A 25807-nucleotide genomic window follows, 5' to 3' on the forward strand; every position below is an offset into this window, starting at 1 on the left:
CCGGAGGCTCATCGCGGCACAATTGGGCGTTTACACCGGACGCCTGGACTGGCATAAGCTGCAGATCCGGGAGGTTGACGCATGGAAACCCTGAAAAACGAATGGACCCTGGCTGAAGAGGCCCTGCGCGCCACCTATGGAAGCGCGGCCCTCTTGCCGATCGAATTTTTCAAGATCCATGCGAAAGCCTTGCGGGATAGGATTTCCGGGCCGATTGCCCGCACGTTCCTGTCGAGCGGGACCACACGCGCGGATCGTTCACAAAGTCATTTCTCGGCCCGGGGACTCGACTGCTATCGCAGAAATTCAGTGGCCGCGTTTCAACAGATTTTGCGGCATTTCTTTGCGGATCCGTCCCAGGTGTCCGGGTTGAGTTTGATTCCTGACGTCGATGCCTGGCCGGATTCGAGTCTCGCGCAGATGGTGCATTGGATTGGCGAGGGATTCCGGCTGCAGTACTGGGATGGTGTGAGTCCCATACCGGAAACCCCTGTCTGGGTGTTTGGTACAGCGTTTCATTTTGTGAATCTGGCCGACGATGGCATCCGCCTTCAGTTGCCGGCGGGCAGCGTGGTGATTGAAACGGGCGGCACCAAAGGTCGTTCGCGTTCGGTGACGCGGGATGAACTTTATGCTTTGATTTCCGTGCATCTCGGTGTACCGCGCAATCGCATTATCAGTGAATACGGGATGTGCGAGCTGGCGACCCAGGCCTATGATTTTGTGGAGCAGCCGGAGGGACCGGAACTTTCGCTGGAGCAGCGCTGGTTTCGTTTTCCGCCTGAAATTTCCGTCAGCGTTTATGATCGTTTGAGTCGCCCGCAAACCATCGGCGAGGGCACGCTGACGATTCACGACTCCTGGCGCCTCGATTATCCCTGGCCCATTCGAACGGAGGATATGGCCCGCGTGCGAGAGGATGGATCCTTTCAACTGCTCGGGCGGGTTCCCATGAGTCCTTTGAAGGGATGCTCGATGCTGGCTGAGCAGATTGCGGGTGAACGTAACGTGGCAACCCCTGCGACATCCCTTCGCGTGCTCGAAGAGAACCCTTCTTTCGAACGCGCGGCGCGTGTTCATGAAATCGCGCAGGCGCTCCTTCAGGATCAGGAGTTGTGGAATCTTTGGCGGGAGGAACTGCATCAAACGCATGCGGCCGAGTGGTTGCGCGAGGACCTTGCGCGGAGCCTGCCCACCTCGCCCGCCGCCTGGCTGGAGACGGCTGCCGTGGCGCGAGGCTCCCGCTGTCCGGCCCGCTGGCTCATTATTCCTCCGGAAAGTCACAACTTCGCCTGGCTTTATCCTGTTCTGATGGGGACCGTGCTGGGGCTCGGCCTGCATCTGAGAGCACGGCCGGCGGATGCCCTCGTGCGATTGATGCAGAAACGGCTCGCGGCTTTGGGAGGATTCATGATTTGGGAGGCTCCACAAAGAATTGGAGTCGATCCCATGCCGCCCGTGGATGCCGTGCTGCTTTTTGGGTCGGATGAAACGGTGGCCGCAGTCCAAAAGGTCTCTCCCGTTCCGGTGCAGGGTTTTGGCAGCTCCCTTGCGGTTTCCCTCATGTATCAGAAGGGTGAGGTTTCAGATCTCTGGAAGGACGCCTTCAGTCTCCTGCAGAAGGGCTGCATGTCGAGTCGCGTTCTTTTTCTTTTGCAGGATGAGACGTCCACACCTTTTCACGAGGAGTTTCTACGGAGTCTCCAGGATGCGACGCAGCCGGTGGGCCCCCTGCCCCTCGGTATGGATCTGGCTTTGGAGCATGCTGCCTTTGGACTACGCTGCCAGGGCCAGACTCTACGACCCCGGCCCTGCGCGGGTGCTCCTCTGCTGCGGATACAAACCTTTGATCCGCAAAAAAATCTGGGTGATACCTTGCTCGATCGGGCGTTGAGCCTTAGTCTGGTTCTGGTCCCAAAAAATCTTTGGGACATTCTTGCTCAATGGTTGCCGGCCCAGAAAAACCTTCATAAGATCGCCGTTCATGGCCAGGATACCCTGCCTTTGACTCTGGACGGTCGGCGATTCGAACTCGTGACGGCCGGCCAGGCGAATGCCCCCATTTGGAACGGACGACATCAAAATCGTCCCCTCTTCAGTCCAGGGTGAAGAATCAGGGTCAGGACGGGTATAATAGAAACAACGCGGGACACCGATGTTTTCCCTGCTCAAAGCACAAGGACTGGAACGTATGAAAAGATGGGGTCTGACTTTGTTTGCGGCGGGAAGCCTTGGGATGACGAGCCTCGCATGGGCTCATCCACCTGAATATTCGCCGATCCTGGCACGCGCCTTTATCAAATCCGGATCGATCAATCCGGAAAACACCCGCGAATTTCGCCTGGACGAGACCCAGCAGGACGTTGAGGTCGGGAAATTCTGTAAGCAGCTCGGTCTGCAGTTTCGAAAATATGGTTGGGAATCCGATCCCTGCGGGGCCGTAAAATGGCAGGCGAGCATTCAAACCGTGGAAAAGCGTCCCCTGCTTTATGTTTCGTTCGGCAAGGGCAAGGATGTGACGCTGCTCCTGAGTGCGGTTCATCCGAATGAAGTGACGCCGGTGCCGATGGGTTTTCGTCTGGCCCGCCACCTGATGGAACATCCGGAATTGATCAAACCCGATCAGCGCGTGGTGATTGCGCCTCTGATCAATCCCGATGGTTTTTTCCGGGAAAATCCCATTCGCACGAATGCGCGTGGCGTTGACCCCAATCGCAATTTTTTCACCCTGGACTGGTATGAAAAATCCATCAGCTGGTGGCAGTCGGGCAAGAATAAAAACCTGCGCTACTTCCCGGGGCACTTTCCCAATTCGGAAATAGAAACCATCTTTCAGGTGCGCCTGATCGATGATTTCCAGCCTGATAAAATCCTGTCGATTCATGCGCCTTTGGGCTTCCTCGACTACGATGGGCCCGGCGATCAAAAGCCGAGCACGCTCACGCCGACCGAGACCCAGGCCCGCATGCTGGCCGCCGCCATTTCCAAAAAGGCCAACAATTATCGGGTCGTGGATTATTCCTTCTATCCCGGATCGCTCGGCAATTTTGCCGGAAATGAGCGCCATATTCCGACGGTGACCCTTGAATTGAAGACGACCGATGCGAAAAAAGTCGAGGAATATTGGGGTCAATTCCTGCCGGGCATGCTGGGAGCCATCGAATATCCTTTCAAAAAGTCGGTGGAAGCCAAGCTCAATACCTTTAAATTCTATAGTCATTATGAGCCTTTGGCCATCCGGTCCAAGGATCGTTCCTGAAGGGAACGAGGCCTTGTGATCCGGTCCTTTTAATGCCATATTCTCGATCATGATTCCGGCTTTTCCGCCGTATTTTGCGAGAGAATATGGACCATACCCCCCTCAATCTTGAAGATTTTCGCTACGAGCTTCCCGAGCATCTGATCGCGCAAACGCCGCTTGGTGATCGCAGCGGCTCGCGGCTTTTGGTGCGGCATGCGGATGGCGCATTGCAGCACAGCATGTTTCGCCATTTACCCGAGCATCTGCCCGCCGGCACGCTGCTCCTTTATAACGACAGTCGTGTGCTGCCGGGTCGCCTGCTCGGACAGACGCCGCATGGTGGGCGGCTGGAGCTGATGCTGCTGCGGCCCTTGACTGGTCCCGGTCATCGTTGGGAGGCTTTGGGACGGCCGCTCAGAAAACTTCCCGAGGGCTCCACGATTCAACTGGCATCCGGTTGTGTGGCGACCGTCGAGCGCCGGCATCAGGATGCGGCGCAGCCTTATCTTGAAGTGTCCTTCAATCTTGAACATGAAGCTTTTTTTGATTGGATGGAAAAGGAAGGTTATATTCCTTTGCCGCCCTATATTGCACGGCCTGATGCGCAGAGCGCTCCGGCCAGTCCGGATCGCGACCGTTATCAGACGATCTATGCGAATGAACGTGGGTCGGTGGCCGCACCCACCGCGGGTTTGCATTTTGATGAAACCATGTGGAAGGCCCTGCGTGAAGCGGGAGTGGAAACCGCACCGGTCACTCTGCATGTGGGCGGTGGAACGTTTCTGCCGGTGAAAACCAGTGCACTCGATGCGCATGTGATGCATCGGGAGACTTACCGCCTCAGCCGCAAAACCTTCGCGGCCATCGAACGGGCTCAGGCTGAAAAACGTCCGATCGTGGCGGTCGGCACCACGACCTTGCGTTGTCTCGAATCGTTTGCGCTGCGGATGCGGGAGCAGGGAGCCGAAGGTCTTTGGGATCAGTGGCAGGATACGCAGCTCTTTCTTTACCCGCGGCATAAGCACGATCTTTATCGTCCCTGGGCCATCCATGGTCTCATGACGAATTTTCATCAACCGGAGAGTTCGCTGCTAATGCTGGTGTCGGCGCTGGTGGGCTATGAAAATATGCAGAGCATCTATCGCGAGGCGCTGGCCCAGGGCTATCGTTTCCTGAGCTACGGCGACACGAGTCTTCTCTGGCTGCCTGATTAACGGGTGGCGTTGAGTTCCATGAGCTTGACCAGCATCAAAAGGTCCTCGACCTGTTGCTTCAAATCAGCGATTTGATTGTCCTTCAGTTTCAATTGCGCTTCCATATTCTGAAGGCGCAGCTGAAAGCTTTCCTGAAGATGCCGCTCGATGGAATTGATGCGGGTCACGCTGTGTTCACAGAACTGCAGAAGGGCCTGCGAATCGACCAGCGTGTTATCATATTTTTGCAGGCTATTGCTAAGGTTCCCGGGCAGCGTGCGAAAGCTCGCCCCGGGTCTTGGCGTTTGAAGAACCGGTTCCTCCTTCAGCGCAGGAGCCGGAGCCGGCATGACGGGCAGCGGTTCACTGGCCTGCCGCGCTTCGGCCGCAGCAAATTCCGCGGCTTCCGCAGCCGTGCCCGGACCCACCGGGATATAGTATTTGCCTTCCTTCAAGACGGCCTGCAACCTGCCGGTTTTTATCCGGCGGCGGACCGTCATATCCGAAACTGCAAAGGTTCGTGCATACTCCACTATGGAAAGCCACTGCTCAGCCATAGAACCCCTCATCTCATCCGCAAGCTGATTTTTCCTGCCTTTATCAGTCTAGCGCGGCCCTGGGGTGCGTAAAAGTCAGCCAAATCCTTGACGTTCACTTGCGCTTCAGGTCGATCTTCGCGTCCCCATCGACCCAGTCCACGTGCGCCACACGCGGGGAGTCCACGCGGTCCTTGATCAGGAGGCTGGCGATCGGGTTCTCGATTTTCTCCTCCATCTTGCGCTTGAGAGGCCGGGCTCCGTAGTTGGCGGTGTCGATGCTCTGCACGAGGCCATCGCGGACGGCATCGGTGACCTGCAGTTCGACCTGCAGACGGGCGAGGCGTTTGCTGAGGTCGTTGAGCATGATTTCGACGATTTCACGGAACTGGTCGCTGTCCAGTCGATTGAAGATGATGATTTCATCGAGGCGGTTGATAAACTCAGGACGCAGGAAACTTTTGACGATCTTGAAAATTTCCTTGGTTTCCTGGTCCTTGGACCATTCATTAACCTGAGCCCCGATGCCGATCGGCGTGCGGCGCTCGGACATCACCTCGGAGCCCATGTTGGAGGTGCCGATGATGATGCAGTTGGCGAAACTCACCCGCTGCCCTTCGGAATCGGTCAGCCAGCCTTCATCCAGGATTTGCAGCAGGATGTTGAAAACATCCGGATGCGCCTTTTCAAATTCATCGAAGAGCACAACGGAATAAGGCTGGCGTTTGACCTTTTCCGTCAGCTGACCGCCTTCGCCGTAACCGACATAACCGGGAGGCGAACCGATCAGTTTGCTCACATCATGCTTGGCCATATACTCGGACATGTCGATGCGAATGATACGGTTCTCATCATCCATGATTTCAGCGGCGATGGCCTTCGCCAGCTCGGTCTTGCCCACACCCGTGGGTCCCAGAAAGAGGAAGGATGCGATCGGCACATTCGGCCGCCGGAGTCCGGCCCGGTTCCGGCGAATGGCGTTGGCCACCGAGCGGATCGCATGGTTCTGGCCGATGACGCGCTTTTGCAAATGCTCCTCAAGATGCAGCATCTTCTCGGCCTCGGTGGCCACCATTTTGTTCAGGGGAATGCCGGTCTTTTTGCTGATAACCGCGGCGACATCCTCGCGATCCACGCTGCGGTCCTCCTGTCCGCGTTCCTTTTGGAACTCCGCCTTCTTCTGGTCCATTTCCGTTTCAAGCTGAACGAGTTCCATCTGAAAGCGCGACATCTGCTCAAAGTCCTGCGCATTGAACGCCCGGGATTTGGCTTCCGACAGCTCCTGCCGCTTCTGTTCCAGCTTGCGCAGCTCGGGCGGTGTGTAGATGACCTTGAGGCGTTTGACCGCGCCGGCTTCATCGATCAGGTCGATGGCCTTGTCGGGCAGACTCCGATCCTGAATATAACGATGGGAAAGATCAGCGGCCGCGATCAGGGCATCATCGGTGTAATGAACCTGATGATGCGCCTCATACTTCGGTTGAATCCCCTTGAGAATTTTGATGGAGTCCTCGACGCTCGGCTCCTCGATGCGGACCGGCTCGAAGCGTCGGGCCAGGGCCTTGTCGGATTCGATATACTGCTTGTATTCGCGATTGGTCGTGGCACCGATACATTGAAGTTGGCCGCGGGCCAGTGCGGGCTTCAGCATGTTGGAGGCATCCAGAGCTCCTGAGGCCCGGCCGGCCCCGACCACGGTGTGAATCTCGTCGATGAAGAGAATGATTTCACCCGAGGATGCGACCACCTCATCCCGAATATTTTTCAATCGCTCTTCAAATTCCCCCTGCATCTTCGCACCGGCGAGAAGACTCGCAATCTCAAGGGAAAGGATCCTTTTACTCAATAAATATTCCGGAACATCGGCCGACGCGATACGATTGGCCAGGCCTTCGGCGATCACCGTTTTCCCGACCCCGGGTTCACCGACCAGCAGGGGATTGTTTTTCTTGCGCCGCGAAAGGATCTGAATGACCCTTTCAATCTCGGCGTCACGGCCGATCACCGGATCCAGATCCCCCTTGCGGGCCAGGGCGGTGAGGTCCGTGGTGTATTCGTCGAGCGCGCTTTGCCTGGATTCCTCTTCGCGGTCGGTGATTTTATGATTGCCGCGGAACTGATCCAGAACGCGGGCGCATTCCTCGTAGCGCAGATTCACTTCATCCAGAATGCGGGCGGTGCCAGGCACGCTGCGATCAAAGCAGGCCAAAAACAGGGCGCCGGTGGAAATATAGCTGTCCCCAAGGCGGCGGCGCTCGCGATCGGCGGCCTCAAAAAGGTTCTCGACGTCCTTGGTCATGCGAATCTGTCCAACCTGTCCCTGGCTGAACTGAGGCAGTTCGTTGATGGCGGCCATGGCCCGGTCGACAATTTCGGACCGCAGCTCCCCGGCATCGCGATCGAGCTCGTTGATGATCTTGACGACGATCGAATCCTTTTGATCGAGCAGCGCCATGAGCAGGCCCTCGGCACCGACCACCGCCTTGCGCTGGTTGGCATATTCCATCAGTGCCGCTTGGAGAGCCTCCGTAACCTTCACTGTTGATATCTTCAGCAATCTCTGAACCATGCTGGCCTCCGGCTTTGGACAGGTTGCGCCCCCCAAACGGGGGGCCCGTTCTTCGGTGCAGTATATCATTGCCTGAGTCGGCCGGGACTTCTATATTCAGGTACGGCTAAAACGTCAGAGGTAATTCTATGGATTTCCGCGCGGCTCTCTTTGACTTCGATGGGGTGATCGTGAATAGCACGCCGACGCACCTGAGTGGCTGGCAGGCTGCATTCCAGGGCATGTTCAAGCAGGAACTTGATCCCAGCACCCTCGAAAGTCTGGTGGGTCGTTCGACCGCGGCCATCGGCAGAATTCTTGCGGAGCGCAGCGGCTATCCGGCGGCCAAGGCGGAGCTGATACGTCGCAAGCAGATTTATGTCTTTGATCATTTGGAGACGATCGAGCTGATTGCGGGAGCGCGGGAATTTCTGGAGGAGCTGCGCGCGCGGTCCATGCCCTATGGCATTGTCAGCAATGCGCCGCGGGATTTCATTGGTGCCGCCATTGAAAAGCACAGGCTGCCGGTGCCTTTTTTTCTCGGCCTGGATGATTACCACCGCCCCAAACCGGATGCCGAGCCTTACGTTAAAGGCGCCATACGCCTGGGCTTCCCGTTTACCGCGCATGGCAGCATCCTGGTGTTCGAAGATAGCACGCATGGCATTGAAGCGGCGATCGCCGCGCACATGACGCCGATCGGCATCTGCTCGCAGCATAGGCCGGATATTCTGGAAAAGGCAGGGGCAAGGCTTTGTTTCGAGCATATGGGTGAGGCGGCGGCGCTGCTCACGAAATGACGTTTGGTGCCTGGACGTGGCGGCGCTGCTCACGAAATGACGTTTGGTGCCTGGACGTGGCGGCGCTGCTCACGAAATGACGTTTGATGCTTGGACGCGGCGGCGCTGCTCACAGAATGAAGTTTTTTTTCAGACGCGGCGGCGTCCTCGGGTCAGGATGCGACCGCGTCACTCACCATCAGATCATAGTGGTGGAAACCAGGCGCAGTGTGGCCGCTGGCCTTTGCTTTTTGATGGGCGCGGGTAGGGCTTCGAGTTGGTCTGTAATATAATTCCAGAGCTCGACGCGATTTTTCATCGCCTCCTCGGCAGCCTGCTCGGCCTCGCGGCTCATCTGCTCATCATTGCTGCAAAGAATTTCCACCAGACGACCGCTCGCGGAAAAGCCAGGACGCTTCAGCCCTTCGATATGCCGCTCAAAATAATCCAGAAGACGCCCGATCTTCACCGAATTCCCGAGCTGGCCAAGGCGCAGAAGGAAGGAATCCGGAATGAAGGGTTCGCCTTCATAAAAGAGTGCCGCCGCCCGTTCATGAAGAGGGGCCTGAGCAAAGCGACTCATCTTGCGCGCATAGCGGCTGACCGCAGCTGGAAAACGCGCATGCTTCAGAGCGGTCTGCCAGTTCTGGCCGGAGTCCTGCAGGTCGAAGAAGCTGACGATCGGACTGATATTGGCACCCAAATCCTGCATGGCTTCGAGATAAATTTCGAAGTGACTCAGAAGCGAACCATCCTGCTGCTCCTCGACCTCCTCCTCCAGAATCAATTCGGATGCCAGGCGTATGGCTTCCTTCTGGGATTGGGAATTGAGAGGATGAATCAGACTCACCAGCTCCTGATGAATTTCCCTTAAGAGATAATTATAGGACCACACGCAGATAACATGATGTTCCACGAACAAACGCAGGGATTGTTCATCGTTCACACGTTCATAGAGCTTATGGTTCTCCAGGACCTGGAAATACCGCTCAGTGATGAAAGACATGGATGCAATCCTCCTGAAGGGGGGAATGGGCCGATCAGCGCCAAACATGTGTGTGAGGTCATATTTAAATTATACGGGAAGGAGAGACGGGCGAATAGGCCCGCGGACGGGACTCGACGGATTCCCGTCGAATCTTTAACTTTTCGGTAGGATATGCTGATCCATCAATTCGCTGGTTGCAGAGAGTATCCGCGCGACACTTACCTGGTCATAACATTTCACAGGCTTGTCACAGGATTTTTTCCAGCACGGCGAACAACTGACATCTGACTGTAATTTCACGCCACGATCGTAGAGATCGATCTCCTGAATGCAACTCACACCGAACCACGCGATCGATGGTTTTTTCAGACCGATGGCGATGTGCAGACCGAGCGAGCAGGCCGAGAGCACCATATCCGCGGTATTCATCCAGAGCACACCCGATCGAAGGCCTTCGGTCGTCGGTGTATTCAGAACCAAAGGATCATTTGCGAAAGCCTGCTTCATCAGCCGCTGACGTTCGGTATCTTCGGGACCGCCGAGCAGGGCCACCGCCCATTCCGGCCAGGCCTGACGCCAGGCTTGAATCAATTCAATCGACCGTTCGACCGTGAATTTCTTGTAAGGGAACAGCAGCGAACAGCCGGTGTTATAACCAATGATGCCGCGCGCTCCTCCGCCGATCAAACCTTCACGACGCCGGCGGGTCTCCTGCTCCTCGGCCGCTGTCAGCTGAAGTATGTAAGGATCACGTTGCCATTCGAGAGCCATGGTTTCGGTAATCTGCTGGGTCTCAGTTTTCTGATTGATAAAGAATTTCAGTTCATCGTTCAGCCCAACATCGTATTGATAAGCAGCTTCAGGATTGAGCGGCACGATCACGCCATTCCCATCAAGGCCAAAGCCGCGCTTTTCCTTCGCCTGCAAACGTTGGGCAATGGCTCCCGCTTCCAGCGATTTATCAACCGCGAACAGCAAGTCAAATTGCAGATGCATCGCCGTGTTGATCGCTGTGGTATCGGCCAGCAGGATGCGGTCGATATAGGGATTATTGTCAAGCAAGGCTTTGGTGTTCTTCAGTGTGATCCAGGTGATATGACTGTTTGGATAGCGGCGCTTGATCGCCGGCAGAAGGCAGGTACTGCGCAGAACAGCGCCCATGGCCTCCAGACTCAGAATACAGATCCGCTCTTTCACGGGATCGTAGTGCGGACATCCTGCGCAGTCACGCTTGTGGACGCAGGGCTTGTATCCTGAAAACAATCGACAGTCAAAATTGTATGCCATAGACCTATCCTGAACTGCTATAGTGCTCGAATGAAAACATTTGCCATGGGATTCCCATGCCGACTCGAAACCGTCACCACATTCGCATCATCAGTCCCGCCGGACGTTTCCAGGAGGAACTGCTCGACGCGCGTCTGAAAGAACTGGAAGACCTCGGGCTCCCGCTGAGCTATCACAAAGTCAATCCTGATCCAAGCTGGCCCTTCACGGCGGGCAGTCGTCTCGATCGGCTGGAACAGCTGCAGAGCGCTCTTTACGCACCCGAGGTCAAATATTTGATGAGTGTGCGTGGCGGTTACGGTGTGTCTGACCTTCTTGACGGCATTAACTGGGACCAGTGTCGCGCGATGAAGCCCAAGGCCGTGATTGGATTTTCCGATATTTCCGCGCTTCACTCAGCATTTTACACCAAGTTAGGTTGGAATAGCATTCATGGCCCCATGCCCGCTACAGATCTTTGGCGGAAACATGGGGATGATGACGTGCGCGCCTTGCTGGATCTTGTGCGCGGAACAAGGCACGAGATTGAACTGCCGTTGCTCTATGAAGGCAAGGGGCTGCCTCCGCGCGTGCAAGGTCCTGCCTTCGGTGGCTGTCTTTCGGTACTCACCAATCTCATCGGCACACCGTATTTTCCCAAGTCCCTCGAAGATCATATTCTCTATTGGGAGGATATCGCGGAACATCCCGCGCGGATCATGCGTTTTGTGAATCAATGGCAGCAAAGTGGAGCCTTGAAAGGCGTTCGTGGCCTTGTTTTGGGTCGCTTTGTCGGCAGTGAAGTCGAAGGCATGTGCACCGAAGCCCAGATGCGTGAGGCTCTGGTGCAACGTCTTCATATTCCCGTCTGGTTTTGCCCGCTCTTTGGTCACTGTTCACCCAATTGGCCTTTGCCGGTGGGTTGGCCGGTGGAAGTGGACGGCGATCGCCTGCGATGGACGCTGGAACCCAACATTGAACTTGTCATTAGCTAGGAGGAACCCTTGACGACGCAATTGCAACCGGGCGATGCCGTATATTTCCTGGGAATCGGTGGAACAGGTATGGCTTCTGTTGCTGGCCTGGCTCAGGAAGCAGGATTTAAGGTGAGCGGCAGTGATGCCAACCTTTATCCTCCGATGTCGACCATGCTGGAGGAACTTGGCATTCACGTCCACACGCCTTACGCTCCTGAGAACCTCACCAAGGCGAACCCCAAGCTGGTGGTGGTGGCGAACGCCCTGTCGCGTGGTCACGTGGAACTGGAAGCCTTGCTCAGCAGCGCGACGCCTTACACCAGTTTTCCTGCGTTCCTCGGCGATCATTTCCTGCATAAAAGAGCGAGCGTGGTGGTGGCCGGCACACACGGCAAGACCACAACGACTTCGATCATGGCCTGCATCTGCAAGGATCTCGGCTGGGATCCGGGTTATCTGATCGGAGGAATTCCCCGCGATCTGCCACGCAGTTTCTCGCTCGGCACCGGGAAAATCTTTGCGATCGAAGGGGACGAGTACGATACCGCGTTCTTCGACAAGGATTCCAAGTTTCTGCACTACCGGCCCCAATACGTGATCCTCAACAACATCGAATTCGATCATGCCGACATTTTCAAGGATCTGGCGGCGATCGAAGCCCAGTTCACACGGCTGCTCGGCCTGGTCCCTGATCCGAAGAAAATCATCGCCAACATCGATGACCCCGGCGTGGCCAGCCTGCTCGATCGCCTGCAGATGACTCAGAAAGTCACCACGGTGGCGACCCTCGGAAAAAATACCAACGCCAAAGTGAAACTTCTGAAACTGGATCCGCCTGCTCCCGGCAAAGGTGACCTGTGGACGCTCACCGTGCAAACCGCCGATGGACAGAAACGTGAAGTCAGAACGCAGCTGGCGGGTCCCCATAACGCGGCCAATATCTGTCAGGTCCTGGCCTGTCTCGATCTGATTCAGGCCGCGGGCGATGCTCCCCGCGTGGAGTTCGCACAGATTGCTCAGGCCGTTGAGAGATTCTCCGGTGTCAAGCGTCGCCTGGATCGCTTGGCCAGCGTGCGCGACATCGATGTCTTTGAAGATTTCGCGCATCACCCCACCGCGGTGAAAGCCGTCCTGGAGTCCATGCGAACGCTTTATCCCGGCCGTCGCCTCATCGTGGCCTTTGAACCCAAGAACGCCACGAGCCGCCGGAATGTATTTGTGAAGGAGTTCGCCAGGTCTCTAAGCGTGGCGGATCGGGTCTTTATCGGCGCGTGCCCAGTTGATCAACGTATTCCGCCCGACCAAAGGATGAATACGGCGGAGATGGCCCAACTGATCGGTGAGCGAGCGCAGGCTTTTGGCGACAATGAAGAATTATTGAATTCTTTAGTTGCTCAAGCCAAACCTAATGATGCTATCATTTTCATGTCGAGTAGTAGCTTCTCGGGGATCCAGTATCGATTGGGTGAACGTCTGAGTCACCCGAACGTCTAGGACTTCACCCAAGAAATTTGGCCGAGCAAAGCGCGAGGCCGCCCGGTTTTCGTCTGAAAATCCCACACCCCCTTCCCTTGAGGAGGAGATTCACGGCCTTTTCAGCGAAATCCAGGTTGCATTTTCCACCCTGCTGTGATTACGATTACCCCTCGTTAATGGCGACATTTGAGGTGTTCGAATTTTTTCATATACTCAGGAGAAGACAGGATGATTCTCAAGACTCGCAAACCCTGGGCTGCTGTAGCAATGGCTTTGTCCATTGGTCTGGTTGGTTGCTCGGACGACCCTAAACCAGAAGAAGTAGTTCAGCCTGCTCCCGCCGAACAACCCGCTACTCCTCCCGAGCCAGCTCCAACTGTTTCGGCAGCGGAAGTGACCCAGCCCGTTTACTTTGCTTTCGACGACTATTCGCTCAACAGCGAAGGCCAAGGTCAACTGAACAGACTTGGCGAGTTCCTGAAAACCAGCGGCAACGCTGTGGTTCAAATCGAAGGCCACACCGACGAGCGCGGCTCGGTTGAGTACAACCTTGCTCTGGGCCAACGCCGTGCGCAATCGGCCAAGAATTATCTTGTGCAGCTGGGTATCGACGCCAGTCGTCTGCCAACCATGAGCTACGGCGAAGAAAAGCCAGCCGTGGATGGCCATGACGAATCCGCTTGGGCGAAAAATCGCCGCGCTGAATTCGTTCTGTCCAATCCCTAAAGCTCCATGACCTCTGAGTCCTGGACTCAGAGGTCAGGCTAAAACCGATCCCCGCCATTTCCCCCGGAAAACAGCTTGCACCCAACCGCAGCACTGCGTTGCATTCTTTGCAGTCTCGGGCTACCATCACAAGTTCATTAGACTAGCACGAGATCCCGTAGCGAGTCCCGCTCTATTCTGGCTCTATTCTGTCTGGAGGCCCCCCACAGTGGATACCGCAATTATCATAGCCGTCCTGGTTGCGACAATATTCGTCAGTTTTGTCGCGTTTATCGCGATCAACAAGAAGAATTTCAAGAAAGCCTTTGAAGCAGCCCAGGCCGATTCCGAACGCATCCTCGAAGAAGCGCACCGCGAAAAAGAGCGCATCGTTCAGGAAGCCCATAACGAGGTGAAACAGGAGGCCAAAACGCGCCGCCTTCAGTTCGAACAAGAAGCCAAAAAGCGCCGTTCTGAATTGGCCAAGCTTGAAAGCAAGGTAAAATCGCGCGAAGAACTCCTGGAAAAGAAGCTCAGTCAGCTCGAGAAAAAAGAGCAGGATCTTGAAAAAATGACTGGCCACCTCAATCAGGAAGAGGAACGCCTGAAGCAGCTGATTCGCGAGAGTGAAAAGGCCGTCGAGGATAGTCGCAAGACGCTGGAAACAATAGCCAATCTGTCTCAGGAAGAGGCCAGGCGTGAGCTGATTGGATCGCTCGAAGCCGAAGCCAAAGCCCAGGCGCGCGAAAGCCTGAAGAAAATTGAAGAGGATACCAAACTGGAAGGCGAACGCATCGCCCGCTCCATGGTCAGTCTCGCCGTTCAGCGGGTTTCCTCCGAATACGTGAACGATTCCACTGTCACCGTTGTGGGTCTCCCCTCCGATGAAATGAAGGGCCGGATCATCGGTCGCGAAGGTCGCAACATCCGCGCCATCGAACAGGCCACCGGCGTGGATCTGATCATCGATGATACGCCGGAGGCTGTGATCATCTCCTGCTTCAATCCCATCCGCCGCGAAATCGCCAACATCTCCCTGCAACGTCTGATCGCCGATGGTCGCATTCACCCCGCGCGCATCGAGGAGACCGTGAAGAAGGTCACCGAGGAATTCGATCAGATCATCCAGGAAAATGGCGAGCAGGCGGCCTTCGATACCGGCATCACCGATCTGCATCCTGAGCTTCTGCGTTACCTCGGCAAACTCAAATATCGGACCGCCGGCGCGCAGACCGTTCTGCAGCATGCGGTGGAAGTGGCCCATATCTGTGGGATCATGGCCGGTGAAATGGGCCTGAACGTGAAAAAGGCCAAACGCGTGGGACTTCTGCACGATATCGGCAAGGCCGTGGACCAGGAAACGGAAGGCCATCATTCCAAAATCGGGGCCGACCTTTGCATCAAGTACAACGAGCCGACCGAAGTCGTGGACGCTGTCTTGAATCATCATAACGAGGATCTCAACTACGCCTATCCTTTGACGGTTGTGGTGCAGGCCGCGAACGTCCTGTCCGAGCGCCGGCCCGGTGCCCGTCGCGAAGTTCTGGAAACCTACATCAAGCGTCTCCAGGATATGGAAGGCCTCGTCAACTCGATTCGCGGGATTCAAGAATCCTATGTAATCCAGGCTGGGCGTGAAGTCCGTGCCCTCGTGACCCCAACCGGTGTCAGCGATACGGAAGTGATCGACATTGCCAATGAAATAGCACTCCGTCTCCGCAAGGAAATGACCTTCCCTGGCCAGGTGAAAGTTATCGTTCTCCGCGAGAGCAAATACGCTGAATTCGCCAAATGACCATTAAAGTCCTCGCCATAGGCGACGTTATTGGAAAACCAGGTCGCCGCTGTCTCAGCAAGCTTCTGCCTTTGGCCCGCGAGCGTTTTCAACCGGACATCGTGATCTGTAACGGGGAAAATGCTGCGGGAGGCTTTGGCATCACGAAGAAAATTTACAATCAGTTTGTCGACAGCTTCGGCATCGACTGCATTACCATGGGCAACCACTGGCACGACAAACCCGAAATTCATGGGTTTGCTCCCCAGGCTGAGCGCATGGTCCTGCCGGCGAACATGATGAATGTGGATCGTCTCGATGCCGCCTTTCGCGTCCTGAAAAGCCGTTCCGGCCACAGCTTTGCCGTGATCAACCTCATCGGCCGGGCCTTCATGCATCCGGACAATCGCGATTTTTTCACGCCGGTTGAAACCATCCTCAAACAGCTTCCCGAGCAGTGCAAAATCCGTATCGTGGATTTTCATGGCGAAGCCACCAGCGAAAAGCAGGGCATTGGTCACTTTCTGAAGGGCCGCGCCTCGCTCGTTTATGGAACGCACAGCCATGTGCCGACTGCGGATGAACGCATCCTCGCTGGCTTCACCGGTTACACCACGGATATCGGCATGACTGGTCCATATGACTCCGTTATCGGCATCCGGACCGAGGCCGCGCTGCAGCGCATGCAGACCGGTGAGAAACGCCGATTTGAACCCGCAACCCACGACCTGTGGCTCTGCTTTATCCTGGCCGAAATCGACCCGGCAACGGGTCAATGTGTCGCCATTCAGCGGCACCGCTGGGAATGGGAGCAGATGAAAGACCAGATCACAGGTTCCGACGAAGATGAGTAAGCTCGCCAAGCGCCCGGCATTCATGTTATGAAGTTGGGTCAACCCCAGCTATTGGGGTAGCATCCGGATGACATAGGGCCTGGGGACCTGAGGGACCTGGCCGCCAATATCTTTTGAAGGAAGAACACAGCATGCAACGAGGATCCTTCATCCTGGGCAGTTTCGGTCTTGCCGGTGCCCTTATCAGTGGTTCCGCTTCCGCAATTTTTGTGGATGGCCACGGTTACTACAGCCTGCGCGGTGAAACCCGTACCAAACCTGAGTTTCAGGCAGGTTCCAGCACATTCCAAGCCGTCGATCAGTTCTTCCGTCTCGATACTGAACTCCGGGTTAACGACAAATCCAGCGTTTTCATGGAATTTAAAGTGTTCGATGACGAACGCGAGGCCTTTCTCGGTGATACCGCGAGGCCCCAGCCTTGCCCTTCAGGAGCCAATACTCCCGAAGGCCAGGATTGTGCCATCACGCACCAGAACAGTGGCGAGCCGCGTTATCAGCCCTATATGCCGAAGGTCACCAAACTCTATGCGAAATACGCCATGGATTACTGTCTTCTGACAGCCGGTCGCCGCGGTCGCCAATGGGGTATGGGCATTCTGCTTGACGACGGCACCCGTCCTTTCACAACGGATGCGAGCGTGTTCGATGGCGTGACCTGCGATATCAATATTCAAAAATCGCAGACGCTCGGCTTCTCGGTCGGTTATGACAAGATCACGGAAACCGGCGCCTCGATTCTTTCGAGCGGCGTGGCGACCGAAGCCTATGGCGCCAGCAACAACGGTGATGACCTCGATCAATTCTTTCTGACCATCGAATACAACGATCATCGCGCCAATGCCGGCAAGGGTTTTTCGAAGCAGATCGGCATCTACTTTGCGAACGTGGTGGGCGGTGACAACAACCGGACCGACCTGAAAATTGCCGACCTTTATCTGAACTTCCAGCTGCAGGACATGGTCATTCAAAACGAGGCCGTGTTCCGCCTCGGTAAATCGGCTGATCCCAGCTGGTCGCTGCTCGGCGGCGCCCGCACCCTCGATATCGAAAACCGTGTGTCCAACGATCTGCAGTCCATCGCCCTTGCAGGTTCCTTGGAATATTTCCTCTCGCGCTCCGGAGCTTATCTCGGACCCAAGGAATATAATCAGGGCAACGCCACGTCGCATTCAATCTTCGCCGGCTATGCCTATGCTCCCGGTGATGCCGATGGTTATCATTCAGAATACCCGTCGGCTGATGTTGCCGTCAGTGAGCGCGACAGCAAGGTCAGCGCCTTTGCCTTCCATCCCAACTTCAAGCCCGGTCTTTTGCTGTTCAACGGCCGCAAGAGAAGTGACAGCCGCCGCATCGATGGTGTATTCGATCCCTATCGCGTCGTGAACGCGACGGTATTCAACGCCGGCTATCGTTATCAAAGCGTTGAAAATGGCAATTTCGAAGCCAAGGTCGTCACCGCGAAAATGAATGAATCGATGCCGACCGCACTGCAGGAGGCCGGCAACACCGGCATCGGTTACGACGGTGATGCGCTGGGTTTTGAATTGGATCTGTCCTATACCCGCGCTCTGGGCAAGGAAATGGAATTCGGTTTTGCCGGCGCCATCGGCCTGCCTGGCAATGCCTGGAAAACCGAAGCCGAGGCCAAAACCGAAAGCAGCTACCTCCTGCAATCGCACGTCAGCTTCAATTTCTAAAAAGCATCCGCACTCCAGCCGGATCCCTGGCTGGAGTTTCTCTCGCCCTTCCCCGCCTTTATTCCTTATAATGGAGAAGTTTCAGCCCGCATCCTCGATGCGCCCACACGAGCGGAGAAAGCCTATGCATCAAAGCGAATGGCCTGCCCTGCAACGTCTTGATTTATCCTATCTGCTTCCCTTTCTATCCGGCTGCGCGGCCGCCCTCTGCGACCTGGGCCTCGCCACCGATCGCGATGCCGACAGCCTCAGGCAAACCATCAAGGATCATCAGAAGCAGCGTGGCGAAGGGCAAAAAACCCTTCTGCAGGAGCTCCTGCAGCAGAAAAATTCCATGATCGCCCTTTTGCAGGCCCGCTATGGAGCGGAAGGACTGGATACCCTCCTGTTCCGCTGGACCATCAACCGGGCCTGTGAGGATCTGGCCACGGAACTGTGGAATTTCAGCGAGGATCTCATCAAAAAAGCCGAGCTGATGTTCAATCAGCCGATGCTCATCGTCGAGCAGGAGCTGGTCGAACGCCGCTCGCTCTTCTCCATTTTCCTCGTCGATGCAGCGACTCATATTGGCGGCATCGCCGGACAGCTGCAAAGTCTGGGTTTGAACCTGCGGGTGCACTATCCTCTCCCCGCTTTGGATACCCGACTGGATGAGCTGGATAAGGCTCTGGCCACCCACCTGGGCTTTGCTCAGGGTGAAGTTGAGGCCTTGCCCTTTCATAAGCTGCAGGCCAGCCTGCGCGGTGTCCAGGTTGAGCTGGAAAATCTGCTTTCCTTGCTATCCGCCACTTTGATTCAGCTATGTTTCAACTGCACTTTGGGCGATCAGGAGCAGGCGGTTCAGATTCTCCTGGAGGATCTGCAAGGGGAACTCGGCCGCCTGCAAAAAACCCAGCCTTATGCACCCGCGCCTTTGCCCCAAATGGAAAACCGGCGCCATCGCTGGCTCGGGGCCCTGCTCGCCATGCGTTCGGGAATCCATGAAATAAGACAACACTTTCAGGATATTCTGCGCACGAGTCGCGTGAAGCCACCCGCAGAATGGATCTGGCCGATGGCCGAGCGCCGTCAGCTTTTGAGCGCTCTTCTGAGCCGTTCGGTCAGCATCCGCGATGCCGAGCTTGCCATGGATGCACTGGAACGCTACTGCCGCCAACACCTGGTTGCACCCGACCAACTGCTTGGTGCCGAGCTGCATCGAATTCATCCCGAGCTGGACGAGGCGTCCTTGCAGATCCTTCGTAAAATCGCTATGGATAAGGGGATCGGTCCCTCCTTGAGTCAGGAGAAACAGGTGGTTTTGCATCGAAAAGACAAGTTGCTGCATGTCATCCAGACAAACTTAAGTCGTGCTTTGGTTCTGACCGTTCTGTGCCTTTGTTTTCCGGGCTGTGGAGTTAAAACCGCTCCCCGCTCAGACGTCCTTGACCTCCGTCCCGCAGTCCCCTACCATGCGGAACAACGCACAAACCAGAAGCGTACGGAAAAACCCGTGCGACCCTCACCATCAGCACCACAGGAGAAATGAAGCATGGGCTCTGCACCGCAGATCACGGGCGTCTACACGGCAATCGTCACCCCCTTTACCAAGGACGGACAGATCGATTGGGGCGCCTACGATAAGCTGCTGCAACTCCAGGCCCAGGCGGAAGTTGATGGTGTGGTGGTCACCGGCACGACGGGGGAATCACCCACACTCAGTGTGGATGAAAAGGTTTCCCTTTACCGACGCGCTCGCGCCTTCCTTCCGTCGAGCGTCAAGGTGATGGCCGGCACGGGGGGCAACGATACCAAACAATCGGTGGAACTTTCCCGTCTGGCCCAGGATGCGGGTGTCGACTCCCTTCTGATTGTGACGCCGCCTTACAATAAACCGACAAGGGAAGGCCTTTACGCGCATTACGAAGCCATCGGCAAGTCGGTGCGCATCCCCCTTTGTCTTTATCACGTGCCGAGCCGCACCGGACAAAAGCTGTCCCCCGAGGATCTCGCGTTCCTCTGTTCCCTGCCTCAGGTGACCGCGGTGAAGGAAGCGAGCGCGGATCTTTGTCTTTTTTCCAAAGCGGTCAGCCTCACGCGCGGCCAGGCGGATTACCTGAGCGGTGATGATTTCACCTTTCTGCCGACTCTGGCGGTCGGCGGCCAGGGCGTGATCTCCGTGGTCACCAATATCTTCCCTCGCGCGTTTGTGCAGCTCACGCGTGCCTGGCGTCGCGGAGATACGGCCGCGGCTCTGGCCATTCATCAGGCGATGTTTCCTTTGATCGAATGTCTTTTCCTCGAATCCAATCCGGGTCCAGCCAAATACATCCTGGCCAGTCAGAGTCTGATTCAGGACAGCCTGCGTTTGCCGCTGGTTTCCGTGCAACCTGGAACGGCGAAACGTTTGAATGAATGCCATGAAACGACCAAACAGAAGCTTCAGGCTCTGGGGGCTCTCGCATGACGATCAATCGCGTTTGGATCAATGGTCTGTCGGGCAGAATGGGTCTGGAGATTCAGACCTTGATCGCCTCATCCGAACGATGGGAACTGGTCGGAGGAACGAGCATCGGCGAACTGGTCGATCGTGAATCCGGGGTGACGGAAGGGGATTGGAAACGGCTTCCGGAATGTCTCAATCGAACGGATGTTTTGATCGATTTTTCCGCTCCAGCCGGCAATGCGGATCTTTTGAAATTTTTTCAGGAGAGCAGCGTGAAAGAAAAGGCCGTGCTGATCGGCACGACCGGTTTGACCGCGGATCAGCGCCAAGCATGGAAGCGTCTGGCCGAAGAGCGGCGCCTGCGCCTTCTGCTCGCTCCCAATACGAGCCTCGGCGTGCTGCTGACCTTGAAGGTCTCCCAGCAGCTGGCGGGTGTCCTGAATAAATTGGACTTCGATATCGAGGTCGTGGAATCGCATCACCGGGCGAAGATCGATGCCCCCAGTGGAACCGCCAAATTTTTGGCGGAAGGCGTCGCCCGGACTGTCGACAAGCAGACCATCTATGGCCGCACCGGCAAACGTCAGCCGCATGAAGTCGGCATGGCCTCCGTGCGGGGTGGTTCGGTTTTTGGTGAGCATGAAATCCGTTTTCTCGGGGATAACGAGGAGCTTGTGGTCAGCCATCGGGCTTTGTCACGCACTCTCTTCGCACAAGGTGCGCTTCTGCTGGCAGGATGGGTGATGACCCGGAATCCGGGTCCCTATGGTCTTGAAGATGTCAGTCTTGAGGATATGCTGAAGCTGCTCGAAAACAAGGGGGCTTAGTCCTCGCGCCGGGCCTGCTGCAGATTGTAGTGGGCCATGGCTCCGGTTTGAACAATCGAAGCCGCCCAGAAATCCACCGCAATGGTATCCAGACTCAAAATCACACCCTGCTGACTTTCCACGATCACCGAGTAAACGCCGGGATTCATATTGAAGAAGACCGTGCGAGTCAGGCCCTGATCCGTATTTCCAAACGTCCAGCCCTGATTGTAAACGCGGCCCACGTTATCGACGAGCGCAACCTTCACCGCATCCATGCCGCTTTCCGTGCGATGCAGAACCACCACCGAACCCATGGCGACATCAAACGCGATCGAGTCGTGATTGTCCTGGCCCGCCAGCTCGTGGAAAACATCCTGGATATAACCCCGCTGCAGCAAGGGAGCCACCGGAATGCTGCGGCGCACCTGCTTATCGCGATCGAAGGTATAAAGAGCGGTTTCAAATTCCGGCGCCTGCGCGACGGTATAGAGACGACCCTTGAAGAGGCTGGTGCCCTGCTCGTAACCGAGCACGGAATCCCCCACCTGGGCCATCGTCTGATTTTCACCAACCGTAATCATGTCGACGAAATCAATCGGCTGAAGCGGCTGCTCGAGCGCGACCTTTTCATCATAAATCTGATCGACCGCACTGGGCATGGCGGCCAGGAAAATGCGACCGGCATCATTGGACAGAAGGGGAAGATCCTCTTCCGTATGGGCTCCGGCAAAGACCGGCATGGACAGCGCCGTGCGGGAGCCGTCCGCTTCAAACGTGAGTTCCACCAGACCGGGTTTCACGTTGAAGAAACAGAAGCGACCGTTGCTGTCCGTTTCATGCAGACCGGGTTGCGGCCAACCGAGCTGGCTCACATAGTAGGGACCATCGGCTTCCACGTTCATGGAAACCTGATAACCCGCCAGCGGCTGACGACCATCATCCGACATGACCCGTGCGCAGAGCGAGGCCTTGTTCGTATCCTGAGCGAGATCAAGGATATTCAGATAGTGCGAATAGCTGCGGTAATTCATGGTTCGCGCGCGAAGCACCTGATCACGACCGTTGCGATAAAGGGCAACCTCGCTGATCGTGGGCACGATCTGACCATTTTTCTCGTCCTGAACCTGCACAAAGAACCGTGATCCTGCCGGAATTTCCCCGAATTTGGCATGACCATCGGCGGTGGTTCTGGCTTTCAAGCGGGTTCCCACGATACGAACCGTCACATCACTGACCGGGAAAATTTCCGCGTTTTCAGGCGAGGAACGTTCATCAAGAACCTGGATATCCAGAGTGCGATAATCAGGATGGGCATCGGGATAAAAGAAGCGTGATTGCTGTTCCGAGAGGCGATCCCGTGTGGCCTCCACCTGAGCCACCGAGGTGGCCAGTGTCAAAGGCTGCCGTGAGGGTTCCGGACGCTCGTCGGAAACTTCCGGCGCCAGGGACGAGGCTGGCGTTTCACCGTAACTCGCATAGGGCTGCTCCAGCAAAGGCATGATGCTGGTCAGCTTTTGAAAGGAGGCCGGACCTGCCGTGGCCAGAAGAGGATCGCGATGAGCGCCTCCGATGACTTCGATCGGCACGATATAGAGCTGATCGCGGTAGGTCACATAAAGTTCGGTGCGGCCGGTATCGCGGGCATCCAGCTTTTTACGAGCCGCATCCCAGCGCACAATTTTGGAGTTCCTTAAAAAGATCTGGGGTGAACCGCGCAGATTCCTATCCACGACCGTGATGCCATCATCATGGACGGACATCAAAAGCGTCTTGGGTGTAATCCGCAGTTCATTGCCGACATCGGTCAGCTCCAGGGTGGCGCCGGCCAAGGCGAAGGCAGGCTCGCTCTTCGGCGCAGAATTCTTCGCAGGAGCCGAGGACGGGGCCGGAACCTGGGCCATCGGCAAAGGCCGGGGTCCGGGATCCAAAGGCAGATCCATCTTTAAAGCCTCTTCGGCTTCTCGCAGGATTTCCTCTTCCTCACGCTCGCGGGCTTTCATGTCATCGGGCAGAACCACAGGCGTGAGTTCACCCTTGGTTTTGGGACCGGCGACATACACCATGGGTTTATCGGGATTCAAAACCAGCGGCACCACGGGCGCCTTGCGATCCAAGGGCAACTGACCGCGGGCAGCCGCCATCAATTCGCTCAGCGTTTTGGCTGGCATGTGTTTGATATTTTGAAGATCCGTCCCAGGCAGGGAGCGGGTGCGGGCGGTTTCTGGGGACAGGAAATCATCTCCAACCGCGAACGCACCGTCCGCAGCGTGAGCAGGCATCGCCAGCCAGGCTGTAAGGGCCAGCATGGGAAGGGCGGCAGGTTGTTTCACACTACGCATGGTTATTCCTGATTCCACGGATGACCTCAACAAGGCTCATCGGCAGAAGCAAAGACAGCCTTAAAGGCATGCTCGCCTCTATCATGATACCAAAAGGCCAGTACACACGGGCCTTATCTTACCGGGTCATTATTAGGAGAAGCTGAGAAAGAAGAAAAGGAGCTTTTTTTCAGGTTTTACCAAATCTACAGACGGCGCACCTTTTCCTGCAGGGCCTGAGGCAAGGTGGGAACCACCAGAAGTTCAAGCAACGAGGCATGTGAGCGTTTCGCCGGGTCCAACCCCAGGGATTCTTCCCAATCCGTCAGTATTTTCTGGGCCGCGGCAATGGAGGAGGCATGGCGGGCTTCTATTTCCAGACAGCGGATCATGCGATCGCCATACTGCGCTCGATAGTAAACAACCTCAGCGTCGGCAAAGTAGTAGGCCTGGACCTCCTTACGCAGGGTGCCCTGCCAGAGAACCCCCAATGGTGCCAGAAAAGCCTGAATGGCCTCGATCTGGTTGCCCTTGGCCGGATCGAGGTCAAGATTGACTTCAAGACGCACTTCCGTATCGCTGCCGAGGCTTTTCACCGTCAGCTGCTGCAGGTAACTGTCGATGCGGTGCCGGTAAACAGCCTGCGGCGGATTCTGCACCAAAAAGTAACTGTCCTCGACATCCGTTCGAATGAATTTCTCCGGATGCCGACGCTGCAGCTCCTCGAGCAGAGGCGTGACGTCCACGTCGGCTTCGATGACGAACTTATGCTCGATTTCCAGAAACTGCAGATTTTCGGTCATCACTGGATCGTTTGCACGGTGAAGAGGTTACTGGCTTCCTTGCCGAGCGACGAGAGCGAAACCGAAACGAAGACATAACGGTCCCCTTCGGTCAGCCAGGTCTTGCGCGTCATCAGGCTGTTAACGATGGGAAAGACCTGCTCGATATCCGGCGCCTCATCCAGAAGAATACCCATTACCCCGCGCACCAGACGCAGGCGGCGCACCACATCCGGTGACATGGTCACAGCAATGATGGGAGTCTGCACGCCATACGAGGAAAGGTGCAGCGCGGTATTGCCGGCCTTGGTGATACACACAAGGCCCTTGGCCTGGTTGCGGTAGGCCGCGCGATAGGCGGCAAAGGTCACCGCTTCAATCTCGGTCGTGATCTCAGGATGTTTCTTCACCCAGTTAAGACCCTGGGTATCTGTCGATGATTCCGCATCCTCGATGGTTTTCACGGCCAGCGACACGCCCTTTTCCGCAAATTTTCCATAAGCGAGCTCCTCGGAAAGAACCACGGCATCCGCTCCATCGAAGACGGCGTTGGCAATATCCGAAACCTCGGCGCGGGTCGGCGTAACGTTGTGCCGCATCGACCCCAGCATCTCACTGGCGACGATCGACATCTTGGCGTAATCACTGCACTTTTGGATGACCTCCTTGGTCACCATCGGCACCAGGGCAGGATCCATGCGCATCGCCAGTTCCACGCGCGACACCACCACGCCGTGCACAAAGGGCAGCAGCTCCTCAAGATTTTTCAGCGTTCCCTTGGTGGCGACTTTCAAGAGAAGCCAGGGGGAATTGGGCTGCGCTTCCAGACGCTTTTTAACCTTCTCAAGGTCGGCAGCGTCTTCAATGGACGGAAGAATCAGATAATCGATGTCCGGATCCGAGGCCGCTTTCCATGCATCCTCGGGAATCGTGTCGATGCGTGCCTGCTTCTTGGTGGCAGGAACCTGAACATCACAGTCGCTGTAAAGCATTCCGCCCTGCACCACTTCCAGGGTCACATAATCCTTTTTCACTTCCCTGGTTTTGCAGACCACCATGCCGTTGGCCAGATACACCGAATGATCGAGGGAGAAAAGATCGGACCATTCCTCGGTACGGATGTTCAGATCACCCTGACCTTTCTCCGGACTGACCTTGATCATATCGCCGAATTTAAATTCCTTTGGCCCTTCCATTCCCACGATAAATCCACGAGGGCGATCGTAGAGATCCACCAGAAGCGGCAGCTTTTCCTGGGCCATCGGCACTTCGCGTTTGATGCGGCGGCAGATGTCGATCACCTGATCGATTTCACCGTGTTTGGACACAATACGAATGGCATCGACCTTGTTGGGATCGATCGTTCGGATCAGAGCATCGGTCAAGCATGAGGTTTCAAAGGACCAGATCACATGGGTTCGTCTCAGTTTGATCATATC

20 protein-coding genes are annotated in these 25807 nt (G+C 56.1%); 13 read left to right on the forward strand and 7 right to left on the reverse strand.

Annotated features, from left to right (window positions below):
• The first annotated feature begins 81 nt into the window (after window positions 1-81).
• The 3 genes from OLTU_RS31170 (at window position 82) to queA (ending at window position 4455) form a co-directional block, all read left to right on the forward strand.
• Window positions 82-2109, forward strand: a complete 2028-nt coding sequence (locus tag OLTU_RS31170) for a long-chain-fatty-acid--protein ligase (RefSeq protein ID WP_141736610.1) — start codon at window positions 82-84, stop codon at window positions 2107-2109.
• Between the two features lie 82 nt (window positions 2110-2191).
• Window positions 2192-3259 carry a M14 family zinc carboxypeptidase gene (locus OLTU_RS31175; protein ID WP_218110389.1) on the forward strand — a complete coding sequence of 356 codons (1068 nt, stop codon included), beginning with the start codon at window positions 2192-2194 and terminating at the stop codon, window positions 3257-3259.
• An 86-nt stretch (window positions 3260-3345) separates the two neighbouring features.
• Window positions 3346-4455, forward strand: a complete 1110-nt coding sequence (gene queA, locus OLTU_RS31180) for a tRNA preQ1(34) S-adenosylmethionine ribosyltransferase-isomerase QueA (RefSeq protein ID WP_141736612.1) — start codon at window positions 3346-3348, stop codon at window positions 4453-4455.
• Here queA and OLTU_RS31185 read toward each other — a convergent pair.
• Window positions 4452-4991 (reverse strand): hypothetical protein, encoded by a 540-nt coding sequence (locus OLTU_RS31185; RefSeq protein ID WP_141736613.1) that lies wholly within the window; start codon window positions 4989-4991, stop codon window positions 4452-4454. The genes queA and OLTU_RS31185 overlap by 4 nt on opposite strands.
• Window positions 4992-5085: 94 nt before the next feature.
• On the reverse strand, window positions 5086-7539 hold the full coding sequence (locus OLTU_RS31190) for an ATP-dependent Clp protease ATP-binding subunit (RefSeq protein WP_176737120.1): 2454 nt from the start codon (window positions 7537-7539) through the stop codon (window positions 5086-5088).
• A gap of 128 nt (window positions 7540-7667) precedes the next feature.
• On the opposite strand from OLTU_RS31190, the gene OLTU_RS31195 reads away from it, so the two are divergent.
• Complete coding sequence (locus tag OLTU_RS31195) at window positions 7668-8318, forward strand: HAD family hydrolase (RefSeq protein WP_141736615.1); 651 nt, start codon at window positions 7668-7670, stop codon at window positions 8316-8318.
• Window positions 8319-8496: 178 nt separating this feature from the next.
• Here the strand turns inward: OLTU_RS31195 and OLTU_RS31200 are convergent, their stop codons facing one another.
• Together OLTU_RS31200 and OLTU_RS31205 are read right to left on the reverse strand one after the other, a co-directional pair.
• Entirely contained in the window at window positions 8497-9303 is an 807-nt protein-coding gene (locus tag OLTU_RS31200; RefSeq protein WP_176737121.1) for a DUF3050 domain-containing protein, read from the reverse strand.
• A 135-nt stretch (window positions 9304-9438) separates the two neighbouring features.
• Window positions 9439-10572 (reverse strand): glycosyltransferase family 9 protein, encoded by a 1134-nt coding sequence (locus tag OLTU_RS31205; RefSeq protein WP_141736617.1) that lies wholly within the window; start codon window positions 10570-10572, stop codon window positions 9439-9441.
• Between the two features lie 56 nt (window positions 10573-10628).
• Between OLTU_RS31205 and OLTU_RS31210 the strand changes: the two genes are divergently transcribed.
• From OLTU_RS31210 to dapB, 9 genes are all read left to right on the forward strand, one after another.
• Window positions 10629-11546 (forward strand): S66 peptidase family protein, encoded by a 918-nt coding sequence (locus OLTU_RS31210; RefSeq protein ID WP_141736618.1) that lies wholly within the window; start codon window positions 10629-10631, stop codon window positions 11544-11546.
• A 9-nt stretch (window positions 11547-11555) separates the two neighbouring features.
• Entirely contained in the window at window positions 11556-13022 is a 1467-nt protein-coding gene (locus tag OLTU_RS31215; protein ID WP_141736619.1) for a UDP-N-acetylmuramate--L-alanine ligase, read from the forward strand.
• Window positions 13023-13232: 210 nt separating this feature from the next.
• The gene (gene pal / locus OLTU_RS31220; protein ID WP_141736620.1) at window positions 13233-13730 is read left to right on the forward strand and encodes a peptidoglycan-associated lipoprotein Pal; all 498 of its coding nucleotides are present in this window, start codon (window positions 13233-13235) and stop codon (window positions 13728-13730) included.
• Window positions 13731-13938: 208 nt separating this feature from the next.
• Window positions 13939-15504 carry a ribonuclease Y gene (rny, locus tag OLTU_RS31225; RefSeq protein WP_176737122.1) on the forward strand — a complete coding sequence of 522 codons (1566 nt, stop codon included), beginning with the start codon at window positions 13939-13941 and terminating at the stop codon, window positions 15502-15504.
• A complete protein-coding gene (locus tag OLTU_RS31230; protein WP_141736622.1) occupies window positions 15501-16337 on the forward strand; it encodes a TIGR00282 family metallophosphoesterase in 837 nt (278 codons plus the stop codon). The genes rny and OLTU_RS31230 overlap by 4 nt, the downstream gene beginning before the upstream one ends.
• A gap of 131 nt (window positions 16338-16468) precedes the next feature.
• A complete protein-coding gene (locus tag OLTU_RS31235; RefSeq protein WP_141736623.1) occupies window positions 16469-18034 on the forward strand; it encodes a hypothetical protein in 1566 nt (521 codons plus the stop codon).
• 124 nt (window positions 18035-18158) lie between these two features.
• On the forward strand, window positions 18159-19562 hold the full coding sequence (locus OLTU_RS31240) for a hypothetical protein (RefSeq protein WP_141736624.1): 1404 nt from the start codon (window positions 18159-18161) through the stop codon (window positions 19560-19562).
• 3 nt (window positions 19563-19565) lie between these two features.
• On the forward strand, window positions 19566-20480 hold the full coding sequence (dapA, locus tag OLTU_RS31245; RefSeq protein WP_141736625.1) for a 4-hydroxy-tetrahydrodipicolinate synthase: 915 nt from the start codon (window positions 19566-19568) through the stop codon (window positions 20478-20480).
• Window positions 20477-21286, forward strand: a complete 810-nt coding sequence (dapB, locus tag OLTU_RS31250; RefSeq protein ID WP_141736626.1) for a 4-hydroxy-tetrahydrodipicolinate reductase — start codon at window positions 20477-20479, stop codon at window positions 21284-21286. The genes dapA and dapB overlap by 4 nt, the downstream gene beginning before the upstream one ends.
• On the opposite strand, the gene OLTU_RS31255 is transcribed toward dapB, so the two are convergent.
• The 3 genes from OLTU_RS31255 to OLTU_RS31265 all read right to left on the reverse strand — a co-directional run bounded on the left by OLTU_RS31255 (window position 21283) and on the right by OLTU_RS31265 (window position 25804).
• Window positions 21283-23607 carry a carboxypeptidase-like regulatory domain-containing protein gene (locus OLTU_RS31255; RefSeq protein ID WP_141736627.1) on the reverse strand — a complete coding sequence of 775 codons (2325 nt, stop codon included), beginning with the start codon at window positions 23605-23607 and terminating at the stop codon, window positions 21283-21285. The genes dapB and OLTU_RS31255 overlap by 4 nt on opposite strands.
• A gap of 185 nt (window positions 23608-23792) precedes the next feature.
• Window positions 23793-24392: a hypothetical protein gene (locus OLTU_RS31260; RefSeq protein WP_218110390.1), complete on the reverse strand. Its 600-nt coding sequence runs from the start codon at window positions 24390-24392 to the stop codon at window positions 23793-23795.
• Window positions 24389-25804 (reverse strand): pyruvate kinase, encoded by a 1416-nt coding sequence (locus tag OLTU_RS31265; RefSeq protein ID WP_176737123.1) that lies wholly within the window; start codon window positions 25802-25804, stop codon window positions 24389-24391. Before OLTU_RS31265 ends, OLTU_RS31260 begins: the two co-directional genes overlap by 4 nt.
• Window positions 25805-25807: the final 3 nt, after the last annotated feature.

The sequence above is a fragment of the Oligoflexus tunisiensis genome (assembly GCF_001748245.1).
In the GTDB taxonomy this organism is placed as follows: Bacteria; Bdellovibrionota_B; Oligoflexia; order Oligoflexales; family Oligoflexaceae; genus Oligoflexus; species Oligoflexus tunisiensis.